Below are 20,217 nucleotides of genomic sequence, written 5' to 3' on the forward strand. Positions count from 1 at the left end.
ACGACAACGAGCGCGCTGCAACGCATGCAGCACGAGCACGGGTCAATCCAGGAGGGGGCTTAAATCAGCAGGCTACAGAAGCGCTGCAGGGGAGGCGGATCGGACACGCACACCGGAACATCCCGATACAACTGCGCGTGTACCGGTGGCAACAGAGCCTGCACCAGCGCGAAGGCGGCCAGCGCGGGCTGGTAAGGCACTTGAGGGGCCTTCGCATCGGCCGTGGCGATGTGATCGCGCTGGCAATGCTGGTCGCACAACGCCGGAGCATCGGGATCCGGCGTGGACATCTCTTCGCAACCGACCATCAGGGTCGCTTGTCCAGCTTCCACCGATTCCAGCGGACAGGCGTAAGCCACCAGCGCGAGTTGCTGCAGCAGCAGCGCCCACAGTCCCAGCCATGCCAGTCGGGCACGAGAACGGGGTCGCCGCCATCGCCTCAGCAGCCTCACCATGACAGCTCCCGCACGCCCGAAGCAGCGCCTGCGGACGCTGGGCAGATCAGGGCAGGGGACGTGCGAGCTCTCATGATGGCCAGTCTAGCCCTCTTGGGGCCGACTGTCATTGATCAGGATCAAGCCCTCGCGCGGACTCAGCGGTGGCATCCGCCGCAGCAGGAGGATGCGACGGCCGGGGCGGCCGGCGTACCAGCCTCAGAAGGGAGCACCGCAGCGATCACATAGCCTTGCCGCTGGATAGCCTCAACCGCCTGTTCTACGGCAAGCAGGCCCTCGATCTTGACCACGCCACTGCCCAGATCGACGTCCACCTGGGCGTGGGGGTCAAGGGCCTGAATGGCTTGGGTGACCGTTCGGACACAGTGACCACAGGTCATACCTTCAACAACGAGATTCATGGACAACCCTCCAAAAGCATCGGCGGTTTGCCGACGGCGTGACGATGAGCCTTCCCACGGTGGGAAGGTCAAACGACAGGCAAGTTGAGTGGTAATCCGTCCCGCGTTGTTGACCTTCCCATCATGGGAAGGCTCAGGCTACCTGCTCGTTCCTATTGGCCCTCACTCCATGGACATAACGCTCACTTATGCGAATTAAGTTATTGATTATATTACATTAATACAGGAATCGCAAGGTCTGTAGTTGCACCGTGCCCTGGCCGGCCACAAACGCGATAAGCTAAGCATTCCTTAGTGCTAGTCATTCTTGATGTCATGACGATGCCATCTGAGCGCACCCGCAATGTGCTGCAGGCGGGCGCGTTCCTCAGGCAGCTAGCGGCCAGCCAAGCCGTGCCTAAAGAGGTGCGGCAAGAGGCATATCGACTGCTGCGGCACTATCCAACCGTCAGCGACATCGAGGCGATTGCTGAGCACGAAGAGCGGCTGCGAGCGCTGACCCAGTCGGCCTTCGTACGACCCTACCTGAGCAGCGAGATCGAGGCGGATTGGTTCTCCGGGTACCCGCTCGGCCCTCATCGCATCTGACCATGAAGCAACCGAGCAGGCCGCGTGGAAGAGGGACTACGTCTGCGGAGACAGCGCTGGAGGCTTCCTTTGAACGGGCCCGCGACAGTGCGGCCGAGGAACGCGCATTCTTCAAGCGACTGATGGATGCGATCGTGTACGTGCATGCGCCCATCTCGGACGACGCGCAGACACTGCGGCTGGTCCAGTTCCGCCATCCTGACGGTTTCGATGCGATCCCTTTCTTTACCTCGCTCGACAAGGCGCAGGCGGCCAGCTCGTCTGCTGTCAGAATTCTGGGAGTTTCAGGCCGTGAGCTGCTAACCGGTACTCGCGGCGCGACGTTGATGCTCAATCCCAACTACGGCGGCGTTGTCCTGTACCCGGAAGAGGTTGCGACATTGTTGGATACGGGCTTTCTGGCCAGGGTGGAACGTCTGGCGCCGGCGGAGTTCGCGGTGAGACCTGCCCAGGCCGCGCCGGCTTGGCTCGCTCCGGCCATCAGCGGCAGCCTTGAGCACGCCGACTTCGTCTCGTCGGCCTATCTCCTGGAAACTCACTCGTCAGGGGGCGTCGAACAGCCTCCCGGTCTGTTGATCTGGCTGGTGGTGGACCTGGCTTTCGCCGAGCGGGCGGCTCGTCTGGTGACCACCGCCATACAGCCCTTATGCTCAGATTTGGACGTCATCATCGACTTGGCGGTCCACGACGTATCGCTGCCTTTGCCGGCGGGCTTGGATGATCCCCAGATCCTGCCCATATTTTTTCACGAGAATCAAGCCAACTTGAGCACAGCTCATCGGCCTATGAGCCCTGAAGATAAGCTACTAGCACTCCTTCCGGGATTGACCGAGGAAGAGAAGGAACGGCGGACCCGCGAGGGTATGGCCGACGTCGACGCTGGACGTACGATCCCGCACGAGGAACTACTGCAATGGATCAGGCGACGGTCAGAGCCTTCTTGAAGGTTTCCGTTGGGTCAGGAGCGTGGAAACTCTTGAATCCAATATTCAAGAAGGGCACGCGTGCCTGAGCAGTACTCCAGGAATGCCTGTGTCACGCGGCTTCTGGTTCAATCAAGCCTAGGTCTGTAATCCACGAACTGCCTGACGTCGAGGGGTGTTTCCTCGTTGAATCATGGTGTTAGAGACGATTCGGCTGTTTTTCTCACGAATCCCTGCCGACCTTCTTGAAAAACTGAACCAGACCTACCCAAACGCTTCCGTAAGGCAGGTGGTGAGAGGGCAGGTTAAGCACATCAGGGATAGCAATCCCAAGGAGATAGAAGCGCTACGACAGGAGGCCAACGATCAACTTCCTACTATCGCCGAGCTAAAGAGGGTCAGTGCGGTTGATCCAGAGTTCCGGATGGAAAACAGCTTCTTTGGGCCCAAGCCAGTCATCACCGCCCGCATCATCAACCGCTCAACACTGCCATTGAGCGAAGCGAGCTGGAATGCGGCGCTGTACATCAATGGCGATGTACAGCCTGTAGCCACGTCGAAGGTGCGCAGCGATTTCCGTTCCATCGAAGGCCTCAAGCCCGAACACCATGTTACGGCTCGATTCACTGTCGGATTCGTCAAGGGCGATAAGGCCTGGACCACCTTGGCAATTCGTCAAGCTACATCCACACGCGTCGAGCTGGAGATGATCCCTGAGACAGCAATGGACTTTACGGACAAAGCCTATCTAAGTGCCGATCTTCAGAAGCGCATTGATTTCCTTGAGAACCAACTCAAGCAAGCGAGCGAGTTCGAAGATGTCTGATGCTACCAAGCCCCGCCGGCGGATCACCCTCCGGCGGGGCTTGGTAGCGGTACCGACGTTCACCCCCGCCAAAGAGGACCATTACACAATGCGCCCGTCCATCCTCGCCTTGGACTTAGAAGGAACGCTGATTTCCAACGCTGTAAGCCAGATCCCGCGCCCGGGCCTCTACGAATTTCTGGAGTCGGCAAAGTCGCTCTTTGAGGGTCTAGTCATCTTCACCACAGTTCCGGAGCCTAGATTTCGCGAGATTGCCGACCTATTGGCTTGCGAAGGAGCGGCCCCGGGTTGGTTTGCCCGCTTGCCATACATAGACTGGACTGGGCCGACGAAGGATCTTGCCAACGTTTCCCAGCCCATCGGCTCTGCATGGCTACTAGATGATTACGCCCCCTATGTACAACCGGGACAGGAACATTGCTGGGTCCCGGTTCAACTGTTTTGTTCTCCTTACCCCGAGGACGACGCGGGACTGGACGATGCCATCGAGGCAATCCGTAAGCGACTGAACGAGTACTAGAGGGCCATCTCTTGGCCAGCGTCCAATGGGCCACAGGCTCGCCGGTCAACCAAGGTCCAGCGCTTCGTTGGAGAACCGTCGATATAGACCTGGGGGGGCGTTTACCGCGATAGAGTCCTGAGCCCCCTCAAACCATCTCATGGACCCGTGGCAGCTGGTCGGTCTACTCAGACTAGAAGCTAAAGCTGCCAACTGCCGCTAGGTTCCAGCCAGTACGCCATGCCCAGCGGCAGGAAAGTCTCCATTGCAACGTCCAGGATCAACGGCTGACGCCAACCCTGACCAGGCAAGAAGCAAAAATCCTTCCGGGCGAGGGTTCCAGCTTGCTCGCGTCCAGCTAACCAGATGCATCTGCGTTTTATCTCGCGATCAAGTGCTCGCCTCGCGGCATGCTCATCCAAACCGCTTTGTATGAACTCCGAGGCAGAATTTCGCATGCTCGCCCACAGCACGTAGCGCTTACGCCCCAAGCTGAGCGCATTCCATTCAGGCGATCCAATCGACTGAAGCCCGTCGCCTAGCTTCGGGTCCAACCGATGCTTCCGCAGAAGGTTTGCCAAGTACGCTCGAGCTTCGGTGGATGCCAGTGAAATTCCGAGATTCCGCCTCGCACTGGGCGTGCACTCAGCCGCCCACTGGGTGAGCGACCGGGTCAATGCCGACTCAAGGTTCAAGTCACTGCGAGACCACGGAGATTTGTAGGACCAAGCCAGGGGCTCATACAGAGATCTTGCGGCAAGCCGAGAACATTCGACTGGTTCGCGATGGAGGACGCGCAGCGTCGCAAGCGTGTCAAGTGCCTGCGAGGCCAACCCCTCAGCAGCTACCGGCGAACTAGCCGTTCTTGAGCGCTCTAGCGCGCACCACGCGCACGCAAGAAAGGGACCTATTGAACGAACGAAATTGTCCAGTTCTGGCCAGGGCGCGATGAGGGTCGGTTGGCTAACGACATAGGCCACACAGCCCTCAAATCGCGATACCAGTTGTCAGGATATCAACCTGCCCACAGACTGTCTATCTGACTTTCCGATATTGACCCTTAGGTGTTCTCTCCAGTTCAACGATATCTGAACATCCGATATCCTAGCCGTGCAGCGAATGAGCGGGGAGCGCCCCGGCGCACGACGCAGAACGTTACCGCATGTTGGGAGAGCCGAAATGATGCGCACCAGCGCTAGCCACCCGTTACTGATTGCAGAGTTGCCTGTTGGAGCCCATGGAGGCGGCATAGGGGTGACATTTGCGCCAGGCAAGTACCAGGAAGTCGCCATGACTGGAGCATGGGCGAGAGACCTAGATGTGGACGTCTCGGCTATTCAGGACTGGGGTGCCACTCACCTAGTCACCTTGCTTGAGCCTTGGGAGCTCAAGGACCTTCGAATCGAGAGCTTACCGGCGATAGTGGCGGGGAAGGGCATCTCTTGGCATGGACTGCCAATCACTGATGGAGCCGCACCAGACGACAGACTCCTCAAAGATTGGCTACAGCTAAGTGCTGAGCTCGTCGCTGACATGCTGAGCGGTCAAAGGATCGTGGTCCACTGCAAGGGGGGGTTGGGACGCGCGGGAACGGTCGCTGCCATGCTTTTGCTGCAGTCTGGCGAGGCCAAGCGGGCATCGGATGCCATCCACATGGTGCGGCATGCCAGGCCAGGCGCAATCGAAACGATTGCTCAAGAGGAGTTCCTAGAGTACTGGGCGCAGAGCCTTCACCCGGGCGGAGCTTGACCACTCAGGTGCGCAGTCAGGAACTCAAGGACGAGTTGCCTGTGGATCCAGAACTCGAGGGCTTCTTAGGTCTGGATCCAGAAATCGACGGCGTCTCCATAGTGGATCTTCGCGAGGGTTCAGGGCACATCAAAAATTCGCTGCCTCGAAAGCTAAGAACCTTGCTGTCGCACGAATCAGGGTCTTGTGCTGGGGCCGGACCAGCGCTATCGCTGACTAAGGCAGGGCAACCTCCAGGGACTGTACTGCGACGGCGCGATCAATAGACATCTGTCAGATGTATCGCCACCACTATCGATCTAATGAATGCTGACTCAGCCGATGCGTGCTGCCTTAGGAGTTACGATCTGACTGCACTCGTGGCCGAGGCGAAACGCCACGACGTACAGGACCGTGGCATCCATCGGCATACCTGAGCCCATCCGAATGACGACCTTACGCTGACCGTGCGACAGTGATACTCCCAGTTCCCGCAGGACCTCAATGCGCTGCTGCAGCCCGTCGTAGATGTCTAGCTTGTCGACTTCTGAATACAGGTCTTGGCAGTCGCGATACTCACGGTAGTAGTCGACCAGTGCAGCAAACTCGCTCGCCGCCTCGCGCGACAGCTCGAAAGCCGGTTCGGACAGATCCATGTCGCACGAAACGATCAGGCTGGCCAGCTCGCGCCCAGCAGCAAGCGGGGACACCGCCAGGGTGATGTAGTCGCGCTCAAACTGCGCTTGCGCCGCCTGCAGTTCCTCGTCTGTCGGCAGCGAGAAAGGCTTGTTGAGTGCATCGATGTCATTGAAATCGAAGGCGCGCGCCAGTGCGCGACGGGTGTCGAAACTGGCCGAGTCACCCTGCTCAACCCGCTGAACTGTTCGCACGTTCAGGCCCGAGATCTCGGCCAATTGTTCTTGCGACCAATGACGCAACTGGCGGAACTGGCGAATGCAGGCGCCAACCTCAGCAGCGGTAAGCAGGCGAGGCGGGGTCTTGGTGGTCATAGAAGATAACTCCGGAGGGGTAGGGAGCCCAGATTAGGAGGGTGCCGAACTTGGAAACATGACAGTCGCCCGACAGGCCCCCGACACAGATCAACTGCCAGGACTTGCCCCAACGAGAAATCCGGGGCAACTGCTTATGCGCCCGTGATGTTCTCCCCGTGCCCCCAGAGGGGGGCGAGGCCCAACTGCCTAGTCACTCACCACAGACCCCACCCTAGACGCGCAGGCGATCCGGGACAGCTCTATGGCGAGGGCTGATGGGGGGTCAATGGCTCCAACTCTGGCAAAACACCCCCAAATTGATGATGCAGTGCATTCATCCATGCCAGAACTGGTTCGCCTGGCCACAGGTGCGCCAGATTCAGAAGGGTTAGCATGGCAAGCGCATTGCTGTTCATGGCCACCCCCGCCAGAAGCGCGCCCGGGTAGCCATTTAACTGCCTTGCCAAGGGGTGAATCCCGGCATGGAGATAGGAGTTCAAGCCGACATAAAGGCATTGTCTGGCTCTGCCCAACAACTGTGATGCTCCTCGGGGCCCAGAGGACTCAAGCTTTACGAGCATGTCCTGAACGCCAGGGAGCCTCTTTGCCGCTTGCTGACTCTCCAGAGTCAGGGGCGCAAGAAGCTTCTCGATGTCGGTGTCGGTAGCTGCATAACATGCCCAGGTTGCACGCACGAGGGCCTCATACTGGGGCCGGACCAGCGAGATTGCTGACTGGGGCAGAGTAGCGATCAGGGACTGTACTGCCACGGCGTGATCAAGGGACATCTGGCAAAGTGCCGCCACCGCCGTCGATCTTCGGTCACGTCCATGCTCTATCTCCATCCAAGCGGCTCGAATTTCACCCAAGAGCTCTAAGGAGCCCTCCAGCACAGACGCCCGATCCTGGTCAGCCGATTGAGGCACAAGTCATCCTAGAATCGTGATCTGCAGGCAAGAGTAACGGCTCGTCCATCGGGCAAAGCCCTCAGTTGGCCGGCTGGGCTGCAGCATCTGTTAGCCGGTAATCTCTGCATTGCATCATCCGTGCATCAGCAATTTCTGCGTTGCGTCAGTCGCAAGTCAAATTTTTCTGCAATGGACCGTCTTGCACTGAAATTTTATTCCTCAAAAGCTGAAATCTCTGCAATGGCACCCTAAGAATGTCTGCGATGAACAGCGTTCTGGTCCGCGCGCGATTGCTTCCTATATTGCAACCATACGCTCAGCCAGCCAACCGCCGGGATCCATGATCGCGCGAGCGGACGATCCCGGTCGCAAATGGCTGGCTGCCGTCACTCTCGTGGCTTTGAGCGATCAAGGGGAGCAGTCTGGCCCACGTGTCGAACAGAAGCCTTGGATCTTGGTGGATCAGAAGCGAAACCCGCAGCGCATCTTCCATCGCCTTGAGGTAGCCGCGGCGTATCTCAAGTGCGTTCTCGCAAGCATTGGGGCGACCAAGAATTTGTGTGATCGCGGAGGCCATAGCAGTCTGGACAGGAGGGGAGGGGAAGGCGATAGTCTGCAAACGTCTAGACGATCCCGCAATGAGCATCCTCAACGTTCTCCTCACTCGTGACCACCTCGTCGTCGCAGCGGATACCCTGGCAGAGGATGCTCTCACAGGGGCGTATTCCGCGGGGGCAAAGCTGCTGCTGATCCCTCAGCACAACGTAGTGCTTGCTGCGCGCGGGTCTACGCAATTCTTCCTGGGGGGCTCGCAGAATTCGGAAAAAATCGTACGCTAAGGTTTTCCGGGCATCCGTAGGGGCCGAAACTTCCCGTCTTCCAGTCTGCGGCTCTGCCGCCAGACGTAATCGCCGGTGAGGTTGATGTGCTCCCAGCCCAGCGGCGACAGGAATTGCAGCAACTCGCCGTCCACCGGCTTGCCGGCCTCGACCAACCCCTGGGTGGCGCGCTCCAGGTACACCGTGTTCCACAGCACGATAGCCGCCGTCACCAGGTTGAGGCCGCTGGCCCGGTAGCGCTGCTGCTCGAAGCTCCGATCCCTGATTTCCCCAAGGCGGTTGAAGAACACCGCCCTGGCCAGCGAGTTGCGCGCCTCACCTTTGTTCAGGCCGGCATGCACGCGGCGGCGCAGCTCAACACTTTGCAGCCAGTCTAGGATGAACAGCGTGCGTTCGATCCGGCCCAGCTCGCGCAGGGCCACGGCCAGGCCGTTCTGGCGCGGATAGCTGCCGAGCTTGCGCAGCATCAGCGAGGCAGTGACGGTGCCCTGTTTGATCGAGCTGGCCAGGCGCAGGATGTCGTCCCAATGGGCGCGGACGTGCTTGATGTTCAGGGTGCCGCCGATCAGCGGCCGCAGCGTCGGGTAGGTCTGCACGCCCTGCGGCACGTACAGCTTGGTTTCGCCGAGGTCGCGGATGCGCGGCGCGAAACGGAAGCCCAGCAGGTGCATCAGGGCGAAGACGTGATCGGTGAAGCCGGCCGTGTCGGTGTAGTGCTCCTCGATCCGCAGGTCGGACTCGTGGTACAGCAGGCCGTCGAGCACATAGGTGGAATCGCGCACGCCGACATTCACCACGCGGGTGCTGAACGGCGCGTACTGGTCGGAGATATGGGTGTAGAACAGCCGTCCCGGCTCACTGCCGTACTTCGGGTTGACGTGTCTGGTGCTCTCGCCCCGGCCGCCAGCCCGGAAACGCTGGCCATCGGAGGATGAGGTGGTGCCGTCGCCCCAGTGGGCGGCGAAGGCATGCTGGTACTGGTGGTTGACCAGCTCGGCCAGGGCCGCCGAATAGGTCTCGTCGCGGATGTGCCAGGCTTGCAGCCAGGACAGCTTGGCGTAGGTCAGACCGGGGCTCGACTCGGCCATCTTGGTCAGCCCGAGGTTGATCGCATCACCGAGGATCGCGGACAGCAGCAACGTCCGGTCTTTGGCCTCGGCCCCGTCCTTCAGGTGGGTGAAGTGGCGGCTGAAGCCCGTCCAGTCGTCCACGTCCATCAGCAGTTCGGTGATCTTGATGCGCGGCAGTAACTGACTGGTCTGGTCGATCAGCGCCTGCGCCCGATCCGGCACCGCCGCATCCAGCGGGGTGATCTTCAACCCGGACTCGGTGAGGATGGCATCGGGCAGCTCGTTGTCCTTGGCCAGGCGGGCGACAGTGGCCAACTGCTCGTCCAGCAGCTGCAAGCGCTCTTCCAGATACTGGTCGCTGTTCGGGTTGATCGCCAGCGGCAGGGCCTGTTCCCGCTTGAGCGCGGCGAACTTCTCCGCCGGCAGCAGGTAGTCGTCGAAGTCGCGGAACTGCCGCGAGCCCTTGACCCAGATGTCGCCGGAGCGCAGGGCGTTCTTCAGCTCGGACAGGGCGCAGATTTCGTAGAAGCGCCGGTCGAGGCCTTCCGGGGTGATCACCAGTGGCTTCCAGCGCGGCTTGATGAAGGCGGTGGGAGCATCGGCCGGCACCTTGCGCAGGTTGTCGGCGTTCATCTCGCGCAGCGTCTGCACGGCTGCCAGCACGCCCTGCGCGGCCGGGGCGGCGCGCAGCTCCAATACCTCCAGCAGAGCCGGCGTGTAGCGGCGCAGGGTGGCGAAGTTCTCGCCGACCAGGTGCAGGTGGTCGAAGCCCTCCGGCCGGGCCAGCAGCTCGGCTTCGCTGACGCTCTCGGTGAACTCGTCCCAGGGGATCACCGCCTCGATGGCGGCATAGGGGTCGCTGCCGGCTTCCTTGGCCTCCAGCAGCGCCTGGCCGATCTTGGAGTACAGGCGCACCTTGTCGTTGATCGCCTTGCCCTGCTTCTGGAACTGCTGCTGATGCTTGTGCTTCGCGCCGCTGAACAGCTTGACTAGGATGCGGTCGTGCAGATCCACCAGCTCATCAATCACGGTTGCAGTGCTCTCCAGCACCACGGCGGCCAGGGTCGCATAGCGCCGCTGCGGCTCGAACTTGCCGAGGTCTTTGGGCGTCATCTGCCCACCCTCGCGGGCCAGCTTGAGCAGGCGGTTCTGGTGGATGTGCCGGCCCAGGACTTCGGGCAAGTCCACCAGCTGAAATGTCTTCAGCCGCTCGATGTGCTCAAGCATGTGCCGAGAGTTGGGTTTCAGCGGTGCCTGGCGCAGCCAGGTCAACCAGGTGATGCTGCTGCCGGCCTTGAGCTTCAACAGCTCGTCCAGCTTGGCCCGATGCGAGTCCGTGAGCGGTTCAACCAGGGCGCGGTAGACCCGCCGATTGGCCCGTGCAATGGCCTCCGAGCAAGCCCGGTCGATCACGCTCAACGCCGGCAGGATGCGTCGCTTCTGCCGCAGGCTCTCCAGCGCCTGGCCGGCCAGCAGCAAGCCCTTGTCGGTCTGCTGGGCCAGTTCGGTCAGCTCGCGCACCAGGGCGCGGAAGTCGGACAGGCCGAACGGGGCCAGTTGAAGGTAGGTGCGCAGTTCCTGGGCGTGCTCGCGACGGGTCACATCGCGCTCGCCGTACTTCGTCCAACTCGCCGGATCGGTCTGGACTTGCTTGGCCACCCACAGGATGACCGGTTCGGGCAGCTCGCTGTCAGTGCCCAACGCATAGCCGGGGTAGCGCAGCAGGCAGAGTTGCACGGCGAAGCCGAGGCGGTTGGCGTCGCCGCGCCGCTGACGGATCAGCGACAGGTCGGAGTCGTTGAAGGTGTAGTAGCGGATCAGGTCATCCTGGCTTTCTGGCAACGCGAGCAGGGTGCCCCGCTCCGTGGCCGAGAGGATCAAGCGACGCGGCATGTGTCAGTCGTCCGTGCGGAGGTACTGGTAGAGGGTTTCCCGGCTGATGTTGAACTCGCGGGCAAGCTGCGCCTTGGGCTCGCCGGCCGTCGCTCGCTGCCGCAGGGTAGCAGCCTGCTCATCGGACAGGGCTTTCTTGCGGCCCCGGTACGCGCCACGCTGCTTGGCCAAGGTGATGCCCTCACGCTGCCGCTCGCGGATCAGGGCGCGCTCGAACTCAGCGAAGGCCCCCATCACCGACAGCATCAGGTTGGCCATCGGCGAGTCCTCGCCAGTGAACACCAGGCCCTCCTTCAGGAACTCGATGCGCACGCCGCGTTGAGTCAGCTTCTGTACCAAGCGACGCAGGTCATCGAGGTTGCGGGCCAGCCGGTCCATGCTGTGCACCACCACTGTATCGCCTTCGCGGACGAAGCTCAGCAGCGCTTCGAGCTGGGGGCGCTGGGTGTCCTTGCCCGATGCCTTGTCGGTGAACACCTTGCTCACCTGTGTCTGTTCCGGCTGGTGTCATTTTCAGAAGGTGACTGCACGGAATATCAAGAGTCGGCTGCACAGTCTTTTCTGATCTGTGGTCGTCTCAGAAAACGGAAAATAAAGCACGCTAAGCTGTGGAAGCCCCTGCCAAGCTCGTTCCACCTTGCAACGACGCAATCAGCGGACACGAAACATTCCCCTGCCGCGAATGGCAGGCGCACACCAGGTCAGACAGCACAGCCTCCATGCGCGCCAAATCGGCCATCTTCTCGCGCACGTCTTGGAGCTTGTGCTCGGCCAGGCTGCTGGCCTCCTCGCAGTGGGTGCCATCGTCGAGCCGCAGCAACTCGGCGATTTCATCCAGGCTGAAGCCCAACCGCTGGGCCGATTTCACGAATCGCACCCGTGTCACGTCCGCCGCGCCATAGCGGCGAATGCTGCCATAGGGCTTGTCCGGCTCGGGCAACAAGCCCTTGCGCTGATAGAACCGGATGGTCTCCACATTGACCCCGGCCGCCTTGGCAAAAACGCCAATGGTCAGATTCTCAAAATTAATTTGCATATCGCTTGACTCCGTACATAACTACGGAAGTAAGCTTAAGCTATCCAAACCAAATTTGAAAGGACAAGCGTATGTCTGAACCACAAAACGGGCGCGGCGCGCTCTTCGCCGGTGGGCTGGCCGCCATTCTTGCGTCGGCCTGCTGCCTGGGGCCGCTGGTTTTGATCGCCTTGGGGTTCAGCGGGGCATGGATCGGCAACCTGACGGTGCTGGAACCCTATCGCCCGATCTTCATCGGCGCAGCGCTGGTCGCGCTGTTTTTCGCCTGGCGGCGCATCTACCGCCTGGCGCAAGCCTGCAAACCGGGTGAGGTCTGCGCGATTCCCCAAGTGCGAGCTACTTACAAGCTCATTTTCTGGATCGTGGCCGCGCTGGTCCTGGTCTCGCTCGGATTTCCCTACGTCATGCCATTTTTCTATTAATCACAGGAGTTCATCATGAAAAAACTGTTTGCCGCCCTCGCCCTCGCTGCCGTTGTTGCCCCCGTGTGGGCCGCCACCCAGACCGTCACGCTGTCCGTACCGGGCATGACCTGCTCCACCTGCCCGATCATCGTCAAGAAGGCGATTTCCAAGGTCGAAGGCGTCAGCAAAATTGACGTGACCTTCGAGACACGCGAAGCGGTTGTCACGTTCGATGATGCCAAGACCAGCGTGCAGAAGCTGATCAAGGCAACCGGAGACGCGGGCTTTCCGTCCAGCGTCAAGCAGTAAATCTACCCGGAAAGCGATGATGAGTAACTTGTTTAGATACGGACGTTCGTCCGTCGTAAGCGGCCTTCTGATGCTCATGAGCGTCGGTGCGTTGGCCTATGACTTCAAAAGGATGGAGGCGGCCATCGAGTCGCTCTCGCCTACCACGCAAAGCGAATGGGAGCGCAAGGCCACAGCGGGTGAACCCATTGCGCAGAACGTCACCGGCATGGCGTACAAGTACGGCATCGGCGTCGCGCAGGATCAGGCAGTCTCGTGGAAGTGGTTCCGCTCAGCGGCAGAGCAGGGCGAGGCGGACGCCCAGTTCAACCTCGCGCGCATCTACGAAGGGCATGCCAACGACACCTTCTATCGTCGCCACGCACGGCCTGTGCCCGCTGACGACAGCGAGGCCGTGAATTGGTACCGCCGCTCCGCTGAGCAGAACCACACACAGGCGCAAGTTAAGCTGGCACAGCTGTACGCGAAGGGCGTCGCTCCGGCCGCGTCCGATCTGGTCCAGGCGTACAAGTGGTTCGGCATCGCCGCCGCCCGCGGCGACGAGACCGCGGTCAAGCTGCGCGCCGAGCTTGCGGCCAGATTGACACGTGAGCAGATCGCGGACGGCGATGCTCAGGCTATGGAATGGACAAGAAGTTCCAGTGTTAAGCAGTGAGCGACATCATGGGCTTGATTACACGCATCGCCGATAAAACCGGAGCGCTCGGCAGCGTCGTTTCCGCGATGGGCTGCGCGGCTTGTTTCCCAGCCATCGCCAGTTTCGGCGCGGCCATAGGGCTGGGCTTCCTGAGTGAATACGAGGGCCTGTTTATCTCCAGGCTATTGCCGCTGTTTGCCGCCATCGCCCTGTTAGCAAACGCGCTGGGCTGGCTGAGTCATCGTCAATGGCACCGCAGCCTGCTCGGCATGATCAGGCCGGCCATCGTATTCGCGGCCACGGTTTGGCTTCTCGGCAACTGGTGGACGGCGAACCTGATGTACGTCGGTCTGGCCTTGATGGTCGGGGTGTCGATCTGGGATTTCGTCTCGCCGGCACATCGCCGCTGCGGCCCGGACGGCTGCGAACTGCCACCACAACATGGCTGACGGAAACGACCGTCGCCGACAACAGAGAAGGAACAAACATGACCACCCTTAAGATCACCGGCATGACCTGCGATTCGTGCGCTACGCACGTCAAGGAAGCCTTGGAGAAAGTGCCCGGCGTACAGTCGGCCGTCGTGTCCTACGCCAAGGGCGCGGCCCAACTCGACCTTGACCCCGGCACCGCATCGGACGCACTGACTGCCGCCGTGGCCGGACTCGGCTACAAGGCAACGTTCGCTGATACCTTATCGACGGACAACCGCGCCGGGCTACTCGACAAGGTACGCGGCTGGATGGGGACCGCCGACAAGGGCAGCGACGGTGAACGCCAGTTGCAGGTCGCCGTGATCGGTAGCGGCGGCGCTGCAATGGCGGCGGCGCTGAAGGCCGTCGAGCAAGGCGCGAAAGTCACGCTGATCGAGCGCGGTACTATCGGCGGCACCTGCGTCAACATCGGCTGCGTACCGTCCAAGATCATGATCCGTGCCGCCCACATTGCGCATCTGCGCCGTGAAAGTCCGTTCGACGATGGCATCGCGGCTACTGTGCCGGCGATTAACCGCAGCAAACTACTGGCCCAGCAGCAGGCGCGCGTCGATGAGCTGCGCCACGCCAAGTATGAAGGCATCCTGGATGGCAACCCGGCCATCACCGTTCTGCATGGTGAAGCGCGTTTCAAGGATGACCAAAGCCTTACCGTCCGTTTGAACGATGGCGGCGAGCGCGTCGTGGTGTTCGATCGCTGCCTGGTCGCCACTGGTGCCAGTCCGGCCATTCCGCCCATCACTGGTTTGAAAGGCACGCCGTACTGGACATCTACCGAGGCCCTAGTGAGTGACACCATTCCCGAACGCCTAGCCGTGATCGGATCGTCGGTGGTGGCGCTGGAACTGGCGCAAGCCTTCGCCCGGCTGGGCAGCCAGGTCACGATCCTGGCGCGCAGCACACTGTTCTTCCGCGAAGACCCGGCCATCGGTGAGGCCGTCACAGCCGCCTTTCGTGCCGAAGGAATCAAGGTTCTGGAACACACGCAAGCCAGCCAGGTCGCCTATGCGGACGGCGAATTCGTGCTGACCACAGGGCACGGCGAAGTGCGCGCCGACAAGTTGCTGGTCGCTACCGGCCGCACGCCGAACACGCGCAGCTTGGCGCTGGAAGCGGCGGGTGTCGCCGTCAATGCGCAGGGAGCCATCGTCATTGACAAGGGCATGCGCACCAGTACGCCACACATTTATGCCGCAGGAGACTGCACTGACCAGCCGCAATTCGTCTATGTGGCAGCGGCCGCCGGCACCCGTGCGGCCATCAACATGACCGGCGGAGACGCTACGCTCAATCTGACCGCGATGCCGGCGGTGGTGTTCACCGATCCGCAGGTCGCCACTGTGGGCTACAGCGAGGCGGAAGCGCACCACGACGGGATCGAGACCGACAGCCGCCTGCTAACACTGGATAACGTGCCGCGTGCGCTCGCCAACTTCGACACACGCGGCTTTATCAAGCTGGTAATCGAGGAAGGTAGCGGACGACTCATTGGGGTACAGGCAGTGGCCCCGGAAGCGGGCGAGCTGATCCAGACGGCGGTGCTCGCGATCCGTAACCGCATGACCGTACAGGAACTGGCTGACCAGTTGTTCCCCTACCTGACGATGGTCGAGGGGCTGAAGCTCGCGGCGCAGACCTTCACCAAGGATGTCAAACAATTGTCCTGCTGCGCAGGATGAAAGGAGATGGAACCATGAAGCTCGCCCCATATATTTTAGAACGTCTCACTTCGGTCAATCGTACCAATGGTACTGCGGATCTCTTGGTCCCGCTACTGCGGGAACTCGCCAAGGGGCGTCCGGTTTCACGAACGACACTTGCCGGGATTCTCGACTGGCCCGCTGAGCGAGTGGCCGCCGTACTCGAACAGGCCACCAGTACCGAATATGACAAAGATGGGAACATCATCGGCTACGGCCTCACCTTGCGCGAGACTTCGTATGTCTTTGAAATTGACGATCGCCGTCTGTATGCCTGGTGCGCGCTGGACACCTTGATATTTCCGGCGCTGATCGGCCGTACAGCTCGCGTCTCATCGCATTGCGCTGCAACCGGAGCACCCGTTTCACTCACGGTTTCACCCAGCGAGATACAGGCTGTCGAACCTGCCGGCATGGCGGTGTCCTTGGTATTGCCGCAGGAAGCAGCCGACGTTCGTCAGTCCTTCTGTTGCCATGTACATTTCTTTGCATCTGTCCCGACGGCGGAAGACTGGGCCTCCAAGCATCAAGGATTGGAAGGATTGGCGATCGTCAGTGTCCACGAGGCTTTCGGCTTGGGCCAGGAGTTTAATCGACATCTGTTGCAGACCATGTCATCTAGGACACCGTGATCGGATATCGACCCAATGTTCTACGGCACCGGCATCGGATTCGCAGCGCGCGGATTGAACTCGGCGAAACGGTATATGCATTGCCGTGAACCGACCAAAAGGAGGTGTTCGATGAACGCCTACACGGTGTCCCGGCTGGCCCTTGATGCCGGGGTGAGCGTGCATATCGTGCGCGACTACCTGCTGCGCGGATTGCTGCGGCCAGTCGCCTGCACCACGGGTGGCTACGGCCTGTTCGATGACGCCGCCTTGCAGCGACTGTGCTTCGTGCGGGCCGCCTTCGAGGCGGGCATCGGCCTCGGCGCATTGGCGCGGCTGTGCCGGGCGCTGGATGCGGCGAACTGCGATGAAACTGCCGCGCAGCTTGCTGTGCTGCGTCAGTTCGTCGAACGCCGGCGCGAAGCGTTGGCCAATCTGGAAGTGCAGTTGGCCGCCATGCCGACCGCGCCGGCACAGCATGCGGAGAGTTTGCCATGAACAGCCCCGAGCGCATGCCGGCCGAGACGCACAAACCGTTCACCGGCTACCTGTGGGGCACGCTGGCCGTGCTGACTTGCCCCTGCCACCTGTCCATCCTCGCTGCCGTGCTGGCCGGCACAACCGCCGGTGCATTCCTTGTCGAGTATTGGGTCATCACGGCGCTCGGTTTGACCGGCCTGTTTCTTCTGTCACTGGCGCGGGCGTTGCGGGCATTCAGGGAAAGATCATGAGCGCTTCCCGGCCGGATGGATGGACTACGGCGGAGGGCCCAAGCGTTCGAGCGCGGGCAAGGCTTTCTGTTCGCAAAGCCGATGCCGGCGGCGGCATTCGCCGTCTTCGTCAGTCAATGGAGGGGTGCCACCATGAATGCAAATGATCCGACCGCCACCAGTTGCTGCGTGTGCTGCAAGGAAATTCCGCTCGATGCCGCCTTCACACCGGAAGGCGCGGAGTACGTCGAGCACTTCTGCGGGCTGGAGTGTTATCAACGTTTCCAGGCGCGGGCCAGCACTGCGACCGAAACGAGCGGCGAACCGAACGCTTGCGGTTCGCCGCCGTCAAATTGAGACAAACCACGCTTTCGCTACGTCGCCTCATGTCGGCATCAAATTCGGCTGAGTAGCTTCTCGCCATCTGGACGTAGCTCGCCCTTGGGTGAAATATGCCGATACAGGGTCTGCCGCGTGATGCCAAGTTCCTGGCACAGGTCGCCGACCTTGGTCTCTGACTGCCCCATTGCCGCCATCGCCAGCCGCAGCTTGGCGGCGGTCATCTTGAACGGCCGGCCGCCTTTCCGGCCGCGTGCCCGTGCTGAGGCCAGGCCCGCCACGGTGCGCTCGGCGATCAACTCGCGCTCGAACTCGGCCAGCGCGGCGAAGATACCGAAGACCAGCTTGCCGGCGGCGGTCGTGGTGTCAATGGCCGCGCCGTGCCCGGTCAGCACCTTGAGGCCGATGCCGCGTCCGGTCAGGTCATGGACGGTATTGATCAGATGGCGCAGGTCGCGCCCGAGCCGATCCAGTTTCCAAACGACCAACGTGTCGCCTGGCCGTAGTGCCTTCAGACAGCTCGCCAGACCGGGACGATCCTCGCGTTTTCCGGACGCTTGGTCTTCATAGAGATGCGCCGGATCAACACCGGCCGCGACCAGCGCATCGCGCTGCAAGTCCGTCGCCTGGGAGCCATCCGCCTTCGATACTCGCATGTAGCCAATCAGCATCTTGTACCTGTCACATATACGTTCGATTATGTGACAGTTTGCATCGGGAAGCTCTGCACGTCAAAATTTGTCACTTAACCCGTCATTCTGTCTAAGGCATGCAAAGGGTAGGCTAGGCTCATAATGTGACAGAAATTCCGGGGGGATGCCTTCCTTCGCGAAGGTGGCGCGCAACTGTTCCAAGGAAGCGGGGTCGCGCCGACCATAGGAAGCCAACGCGAACAGCGAGCGTGCCGTCTCGGGGTTGTGTCGTGCTTCAATGATGGCCTCATCAATGGCCTGGATTGCACGCTGCCAGTGATCGACGGGTTCGGGCTTCGGCGCTTTCGCCGGCAGGCCACTGGTGAACCCGGTTTGGGGCTCGGACCAGAATAGCTTTGCGTGCTCGCCTGGCGGGCTTATATCCCTCACCTCAATCAAGCTGATTGCCGTTGCCGCCGCCTCCAGCATCTGCAACCGTACTGCCGGGTTCAGGGTTTCATACGGTCGCCACAGACTTTGCCCAGCACGCAGCGGATGCCCGCAGCATTCCCAGATTTGGCGGAGATACCCCGCGTAGGTGCCGCACGTCGAAAGCGGGGTGTTCAGCTCATCGAGCAGCGTGCGTAGCAGCCTAAACCACAATCCGGCGTGGATGCGTCGGCGCGGCAACTCCACGTGGCCGGTCGTCAGTGCCTGCCAGGTACGCTGGTCCATCGCCGCAATCGCGTCGCTGGCAGTGCGCGGTTCGGCGTCGGCGTTCTCCCAGCCGAGAAACCGCCCTGGCACGCCCCAATAGGATTCCAGCCAGCAGCCATGCAGTGGGCAGCTCAGCATCAGGGGCAGCTTCCACGCGAGCAGTACGGCTTGGTTCTCCGGATCGTTCAGGCAGAGCGGACAGGCGCGGTGTATCGGTTGGGTGGGCAGCCAGGCACGCCAGCTCGTGATGGATCGCGTCTTACGGCGGAGTCTCGGCAGCAGTACCGAGAGCTGGAACGCATAGGTTTCCAATGCGGCTGGAATCTGATCATCAAGGCTGTCCAGTAGCCAAGGCACCCAGCCGGCGAAACTCATGCAGCGCAGCCGATCCAGCTCGATACCGCTCCGCTGGAAGAGCATCATCAGCAGCGACAGTGGTGGCGCGGTATCCAGGTCATCAACCTGGCCGTGACCAAGATCGTGCTCCAGCAGGTCGGACACCTCCATGTGATAGCAAAGGGCCACGCGGTTGAGCCATGAAGACAAGGCTTCGCCTTCCTTGGGAGCCGGATGCAGCGGCCAGCGTGGCGCTGGCTTCACATCAGTTCCCGCTCGAATTGCCGACGCCGCTCGCTTGGGCCGGTGTAATCGGCCATGCTGAGCGTGCGGTGGTTGATCGCTTCCTCGCCGCTCTCCACGGCGACGAGGGCCGCCGCCATCAGCAAGTGCGCCAGTTCGCCGATGGTGCCCTCGCTGCGTGTGAGCAGGTAGCGGGCCATGTCCAGCGTGGCAATCGACGAGGGTCGCCGCAATGGAAGCGAAGCGGCGAAGCTGGCCAGCAGTGAGCAGCAATCGTCGTTGGCCTCCCACACCGGCAGCATCATGGGCTCGAAGCGGTTTTCCAATTGGTCATCCGAGCGGATGGCCAGGTAGGCGTCGCGCGTGCCGACCCCGACCAATGGGATGCGCAGCTCATTGCCGAGGAAGCGCAGCAGGTTGAGAAATTCCCGCCGGTTGACGCTGTTGCCGGCCAAGACGTTGTGCAGCTCGTCGATCACCAGCATGCGCACGCCGACCTTGCGCAGCAGTGCCAGCGCCAGTTGCTCCATTTCCGGCAGCCGTGGGCGCGGGCGCAATGGTGCCCCCATCGCGGCAAGTAGCGCGACGTAGAAGCGGATCACCGACGGTTCGGACGGCATCTGCACGACCAGCACCGGCATGTGTTCCTGGTCCGCGTCGGAGCTGGCCGGATGCGTGCGCCGGAATTTCTCGATGATCATCGACTTGCCGTTGTTGGTCGGGCCAACCAGCAGCAGGTTGGGCATGCGTTGCTTGTTTGGCCACGCATACAGGGTTTCCAGCCGGTTCAGCGCCTCGACCGCGCGCGGGTAGCCGATCCAGCGGTCGGCGCGAAGGCGCTGGATGCGCTCGTCCGCCGGCAGCCGAGCCAGCCCCTGTGCCGCTGGCAGCAGGTGTGACAAGTCGATGATGGGATATTCGTCCACG

26 protein-coding genes are annotated in these 20,217 nt (G+C 61.3%); 15 read left to right on the plus strand and 11 right to left on the minus strand.

What is annotated here, in order from left to right; all coding sequences use genetic code 11:
- Window positions 1-59 precede the first annotated feature (59 nt).
- Together ACZK0Z_RS11715 and ACZK0Z_RS11720 are read right to left on the minus strand one after the other, a co-directional pair.
- A complete protein-coding gene (locus tag ACZK0Z_RS11715) occupies window positions 60-455 on the minus strand; it encodes a hypothetical protein (RefSeq protein WP_005413404.1) in 396 nt (131 codons plus the stop codon).
- A gap of 137 nt (window positions 456-592) precedes the next feature.
- Complete coding sequence (locus ACZK0Z_RS11720) at window positions 593-856, minus strand: heavy-metal-associated domain-containing protein (protein ID WP_021201833.1); 264 nt, start codon at window positions 854-856, stop codon at window positions 593-595.
- A 294-nt stretch (window positions 857-1,150) separates the two neighbouring features.
- On the opposite strand from ACZK0Z_RS11720, the gene ACZK0Z_RS11725 reads away from it, so the two are divergent.
- The 5 genes from ACZK0Z_RS11725 (at window position 1,151) to ACZK0Z_RS11745 (ending at window position 5,441) form a co-directional block, all read left to right on the plus strand.
- A complete protein-coding gene (locus ACZK0Z_RS11725; RefSeq protein WP_223224794.1) occupies window positions 1,151-1,444 on the plus strand; it encodes a BPSL0761 family protein in 294 nt (97 codons plus the stop codon).
- Window positions 1,445-1,446: 2 nt separating this feature from the next.
- Window positions 1,447-2,388, plus strand: a complete 942-nt coding sequence (locus ACZK0Z_RS11730; RefSeq protein ID WP_049401588.1) for an SseB family protein — start codon at window positions 1,447-1,449, stop codon at window positions 2,386-2,388.
- Between the two features lie 172 nt (window positions 2,389-2,560).
- On the plus strand, window positions 2,561-3,193 hold the full coding sequence (locus ACZK0Z_RS11735) for a hypothetical protein (protein WP_021201832.1): 633 nt from the start codon (window positions 2,561-2,563) through the stop codon (window positions 3,191-3,193).
- Window positions 3,186-3,713: an NIF family HAD-type phosphatase gene (locus ACZK0Z_RS11740; protein WP_021201831.1), complete on the plus strand. Its 528-nt coding sequence runs from the start codon at window positions 3,186-3,188 to the stop codon at window positions 3,711-3,713. Before ACZK0Z_RS11735 ends, ACZK0Z_RS11740 begins: the two co-directional genes overlap by 8 nt.
- A gap of 1,269 nt (window positions 3,714-4,982) precedes the next feature.
- Window positions 4,983-5,441 (plus strand): cyclin-dependent kinase inhibitor 3 family protein, encoded by a 459-nt coding sequence (locus ACZK0Z_RS11745; protein WP_021201830.1) that lies wholly within the window; start codon window positions 4,983-4,985, stop codon window positions 5,439-5,441.
- A gap of 314 nt (window positions 5,442-5,755) precedes the next feature.
- Here ACZK0Z_RS11745 and ACZK0Z_RS11750 read toward each other — a convergent pair whose 3' ends face one another.
- The 3 genes from ACZK0Z_RS11750 to ACZK0Z_RS11760 form a co-directional block, all read right to left on the minus strand.
- Complete coding sequence (locus ACZK0Z_RS11750) at window positions 5,756-6,430, minus strand: helix-turn-helix domain-containing protein (RefSeq protein ID WP_005413401.1); 675 nt, start codon at window positions 6,428-6,430, stop codon at window positions 5,756-5,758.
- Window positions 6,431-6,672: 242 nt separating this feature from the next.
- A complete protein-coding gene (locus ACZK0Z_RS11755; protein ID WP_401750236.1) occupies window positions 6,673-7,257 on the minus strand; it encodes a DUF6988 family protein in 585 nt (194 codons plus the stop codon).
- Between the two features lie 379 nt (window positions 7,258-7,636).
- A complete protein-coding gene (locus ACZK0Z_RS11760) occupies window positions 7,637-7,897 on the minus strand; it encodes a hypothetical protein (protein ID WP_049401600.1) in 261 nt (86 codons plus the stop codon).
- A gap of 61 nt (window positions 7,898-7,958) precedes the next feature.
- Here ACZK0Z_RS11760 and ACZK0Z_RS11765 point away from each other — a divergent pair, with 61 nt between their 5' ends.
- A complete protein-coding gene (locus ACZK0Z_RS11765) occupies window positions 7,959-8,159 on the plus strand; it encodes a hypothetical protein (protein WP_032966765.1) in 201 nt (66 codons plus the stop codon).
- Here ACZK0Z_RS11765 and ACZK0Z_RS11770 read toward each other — a convergent pair.
- The 3 genes from ACZK0Z_RS11770 to merR all read right to left on the minus strand — a co-directional run bounded on the left by ACZK0Z_RS11770 (window position 8,156) and on the right by merR (window position 12,158).
- Window positions 8,156-11,122 (minus strand): Tn3-like element TnAs1 family transposase, encoded by a 2,967-nt coding sequence (locus ACZK0Z_RS11770; protein ID WP_005413400.1) that lies wholly within the window; start codon window positions 11,120-11,122, stop codon window positions 8,156-8,158. The genes ACZK0Z_RS11765 and ACZK0Z_RS11770 overlap by 4 nt on opposite strands.
- 3 nt (window positions 11,123-11,125) lie before the next feature.
- On the minus strand, window positions 11,126-11,608 hold the full coding sequence (locus tag ACZK0Z_RS11775; RefSeq protein ID WP_005413399.1) for a recombinase family protein: 483 nt from the start codon (window positions 11,606-11,608) through the stop codon (window positions 11,126-11,128).
- Window positions 11,609-11,723: 115 nt separating this feature from the next.
- Window positions 11,724-12,158, minus strand: a complete 435-nt coding sequence (gene merR, locus ACZK0Z_RS11780) for an Hg(II)-responsive transcriptional regulator (protein ID WP_005413398.1) — start codon at window positions 12,156-12,158, stop codon at window positions 11,724-11,726.
- Between the two features lie 71 nt (window positions 12,159-12,229).
- Between merR and merT the strand changes: the two genes are divergently transcribed.
- From merT to ACZK0Z_RS11825, 9 genes are all read left to right on the plus strand, one after another.
- Window positions 12,230-12,580, plus strand: coding sequence for a mercuric ion transporter MerT (gene merT, locus ACZK0Z_RS11785; protein WP_005413397.1), 351 nt, complete (start codon window positions 12,230-12,232; stop codon window positions 12,578-12,580).
- A 15-nt stretch (window positions 12,581-12,595) separates the two neighbouring features.
- A complete protein-coding gene (merP, locus tag ACZK0Z_RS11790; protein ID WP_005413396.1) occupies window positions 12,596-12,871 on the plus strand; it encodes a mercury resistance system periplasmic binding protein MerP in 276 nt (91 codons plus the stop codon).
- A gap of 19 nt (window positions 12,872-12,890) precedes the next feature.
- The gene (locus tag ACZK0Z_RS11795; protein ID WP_020833620.1) at window positions 12,891-13,526 is read left to right on the plus strand and encodes a tetratricopeptide repeat protein; all 636 of its coding nucleotides are present in this window, start codon (window positions 12,891-12,893) and stop codon (window positions 13,524-13,526) included.
- A complete protein-coding gene (gene merC, locus ACZK0Z_RS11800; RefSeq protein WP_425513007.1) occupies window positions 13,523-13,957 on the plus strand; it encodes an organomercurial transporter MerC in 435 nt (144 codons plus the stop codon). The genes ACZK0Z_RS11795 and merC overlap by 4 nt, the downstream gene beginning before the upstream one ends.
- A gap of 38 nt (window positions 13,958-13,995) precedes the next feature.
- Window positions 13,996-15,681 carry a mercury(II) reductase gene (gene merA, locus ACZK0Z_RS11805; RefSeq protein WP_005413393.1) on the plus strand — a complete coding sequence of 562 codons (1,686 nt, stop codon included), beginning with the start codon at window positions 13,996-13,998 and terminating at the stop codon, window positions 15,679-15,681.
- Between the two features lie 14 nt (window positions 15,682-15,695).
- Window positions 15,696-16,334, plus strand: a complete 639-nt coding sequence (gene merB, locus ACZK0Z_RS11810; protein ID WP_000761850.1) for an organomercurial lyase MerB — start codon at window positions 15,696-15,698, stop codon at window positions 16,332-16,334.
- A gap of 111 nt (window positions 16,335-16,445) precedes the next feature.
- Window positions 16,446-16,811 (plus strand): mercury resistance co-regulator MerD, encoded by a 366-nt coding sequence (gene merD, locus ACZK0Z_RS11815; RefSeq protein ID WP_000995361.1) that lies wholly within the window; start codon window positions 16,446-16,448, stop codon window positions 16,809-16,811.
- Window positions 16,808-17,044, plus strand: a complete 237-nt coding sequence (gene merE, locus ACZK0Z_RS11820; protein ID WP_005413392.1) for a broad-spectrum mercury transporter MerE — start codon at window positions 16,808-16,810, stop codon at window positions 17,042-17,044. The genes merD and merE overlap by 4 nt, the downstream gene beginning before the upstream one ends.
- Before the next feature lie 132 nt (window positions 17,045-17,176).
- The gene (locus tag ACZK0Z_RS11825; RefSeq protein ID WP_005413391.1) at window positions 17,177-17,380 is read left to right on the plus strand and encodes a DUF3330 domain-containing protein; all 204 of its coding nucleotides are present in this window, start codon (window positions 17,177-17,179) and stop codon (window positions 17,378-17,380) included.
- 38 nt (window positions 17,381-17,418) lie between these two features.
- Here ACZK0Z_RS11825 and ACZK0Z_RS11830 read toward each other — a convergent pair whose 3' ends face one another.
- Genes ACZK0Z_RS11830 through ACZK0Z_RS11840 form a run of 3 tightly spaced genes read right to left on the minus strand, consistent with a single transcriptional unit; the run spans window position 17,419 to window position 20,216 of the window.
- Window positions 17,419-18,033 (minus strand): recombinase family protein, encoded by a 615-nt coding sequence (locus ACZK0Z_RS11830; protein ID WP_010981357.1) that lies wholly within the window; start codon window positions 18,031-18,033, stop codon window positions 17,419-17,421.
- A 60-nt stretch (window positions 18,034-18,093) separates the two neighbouring features.
- Window positions 18,094-19,257: a TniQ family protein gene (locus ACZK0Z_RS11835; protein ID WP_242015004.1), complete on the minus strand. Its 1,164-nt coding sequence runs from the start codon at window positions 19,255-19,257 to the stop codon at window positions 18,094-18,096.
- A gap of 50 nt (window positions 19,258-19,307) precedes the next feature.
- Complete coding sequence (locus ACZK0Z_RS11840; RefSeq protein ID WP_003830789.1) at window positions 19,308-20,216, minus strand: TniB family NTP-binding protein; 909 nt, start codon at window positions 20,214-20,216, stop codon at window positions 19,308-19,310.
- Between the last annotated feature and the right edge of the window lies 1 nt (window position 20,217).

Source organism: Stenotrophomonas sp. 116085_Sma, from assembly GCF_056479585.1.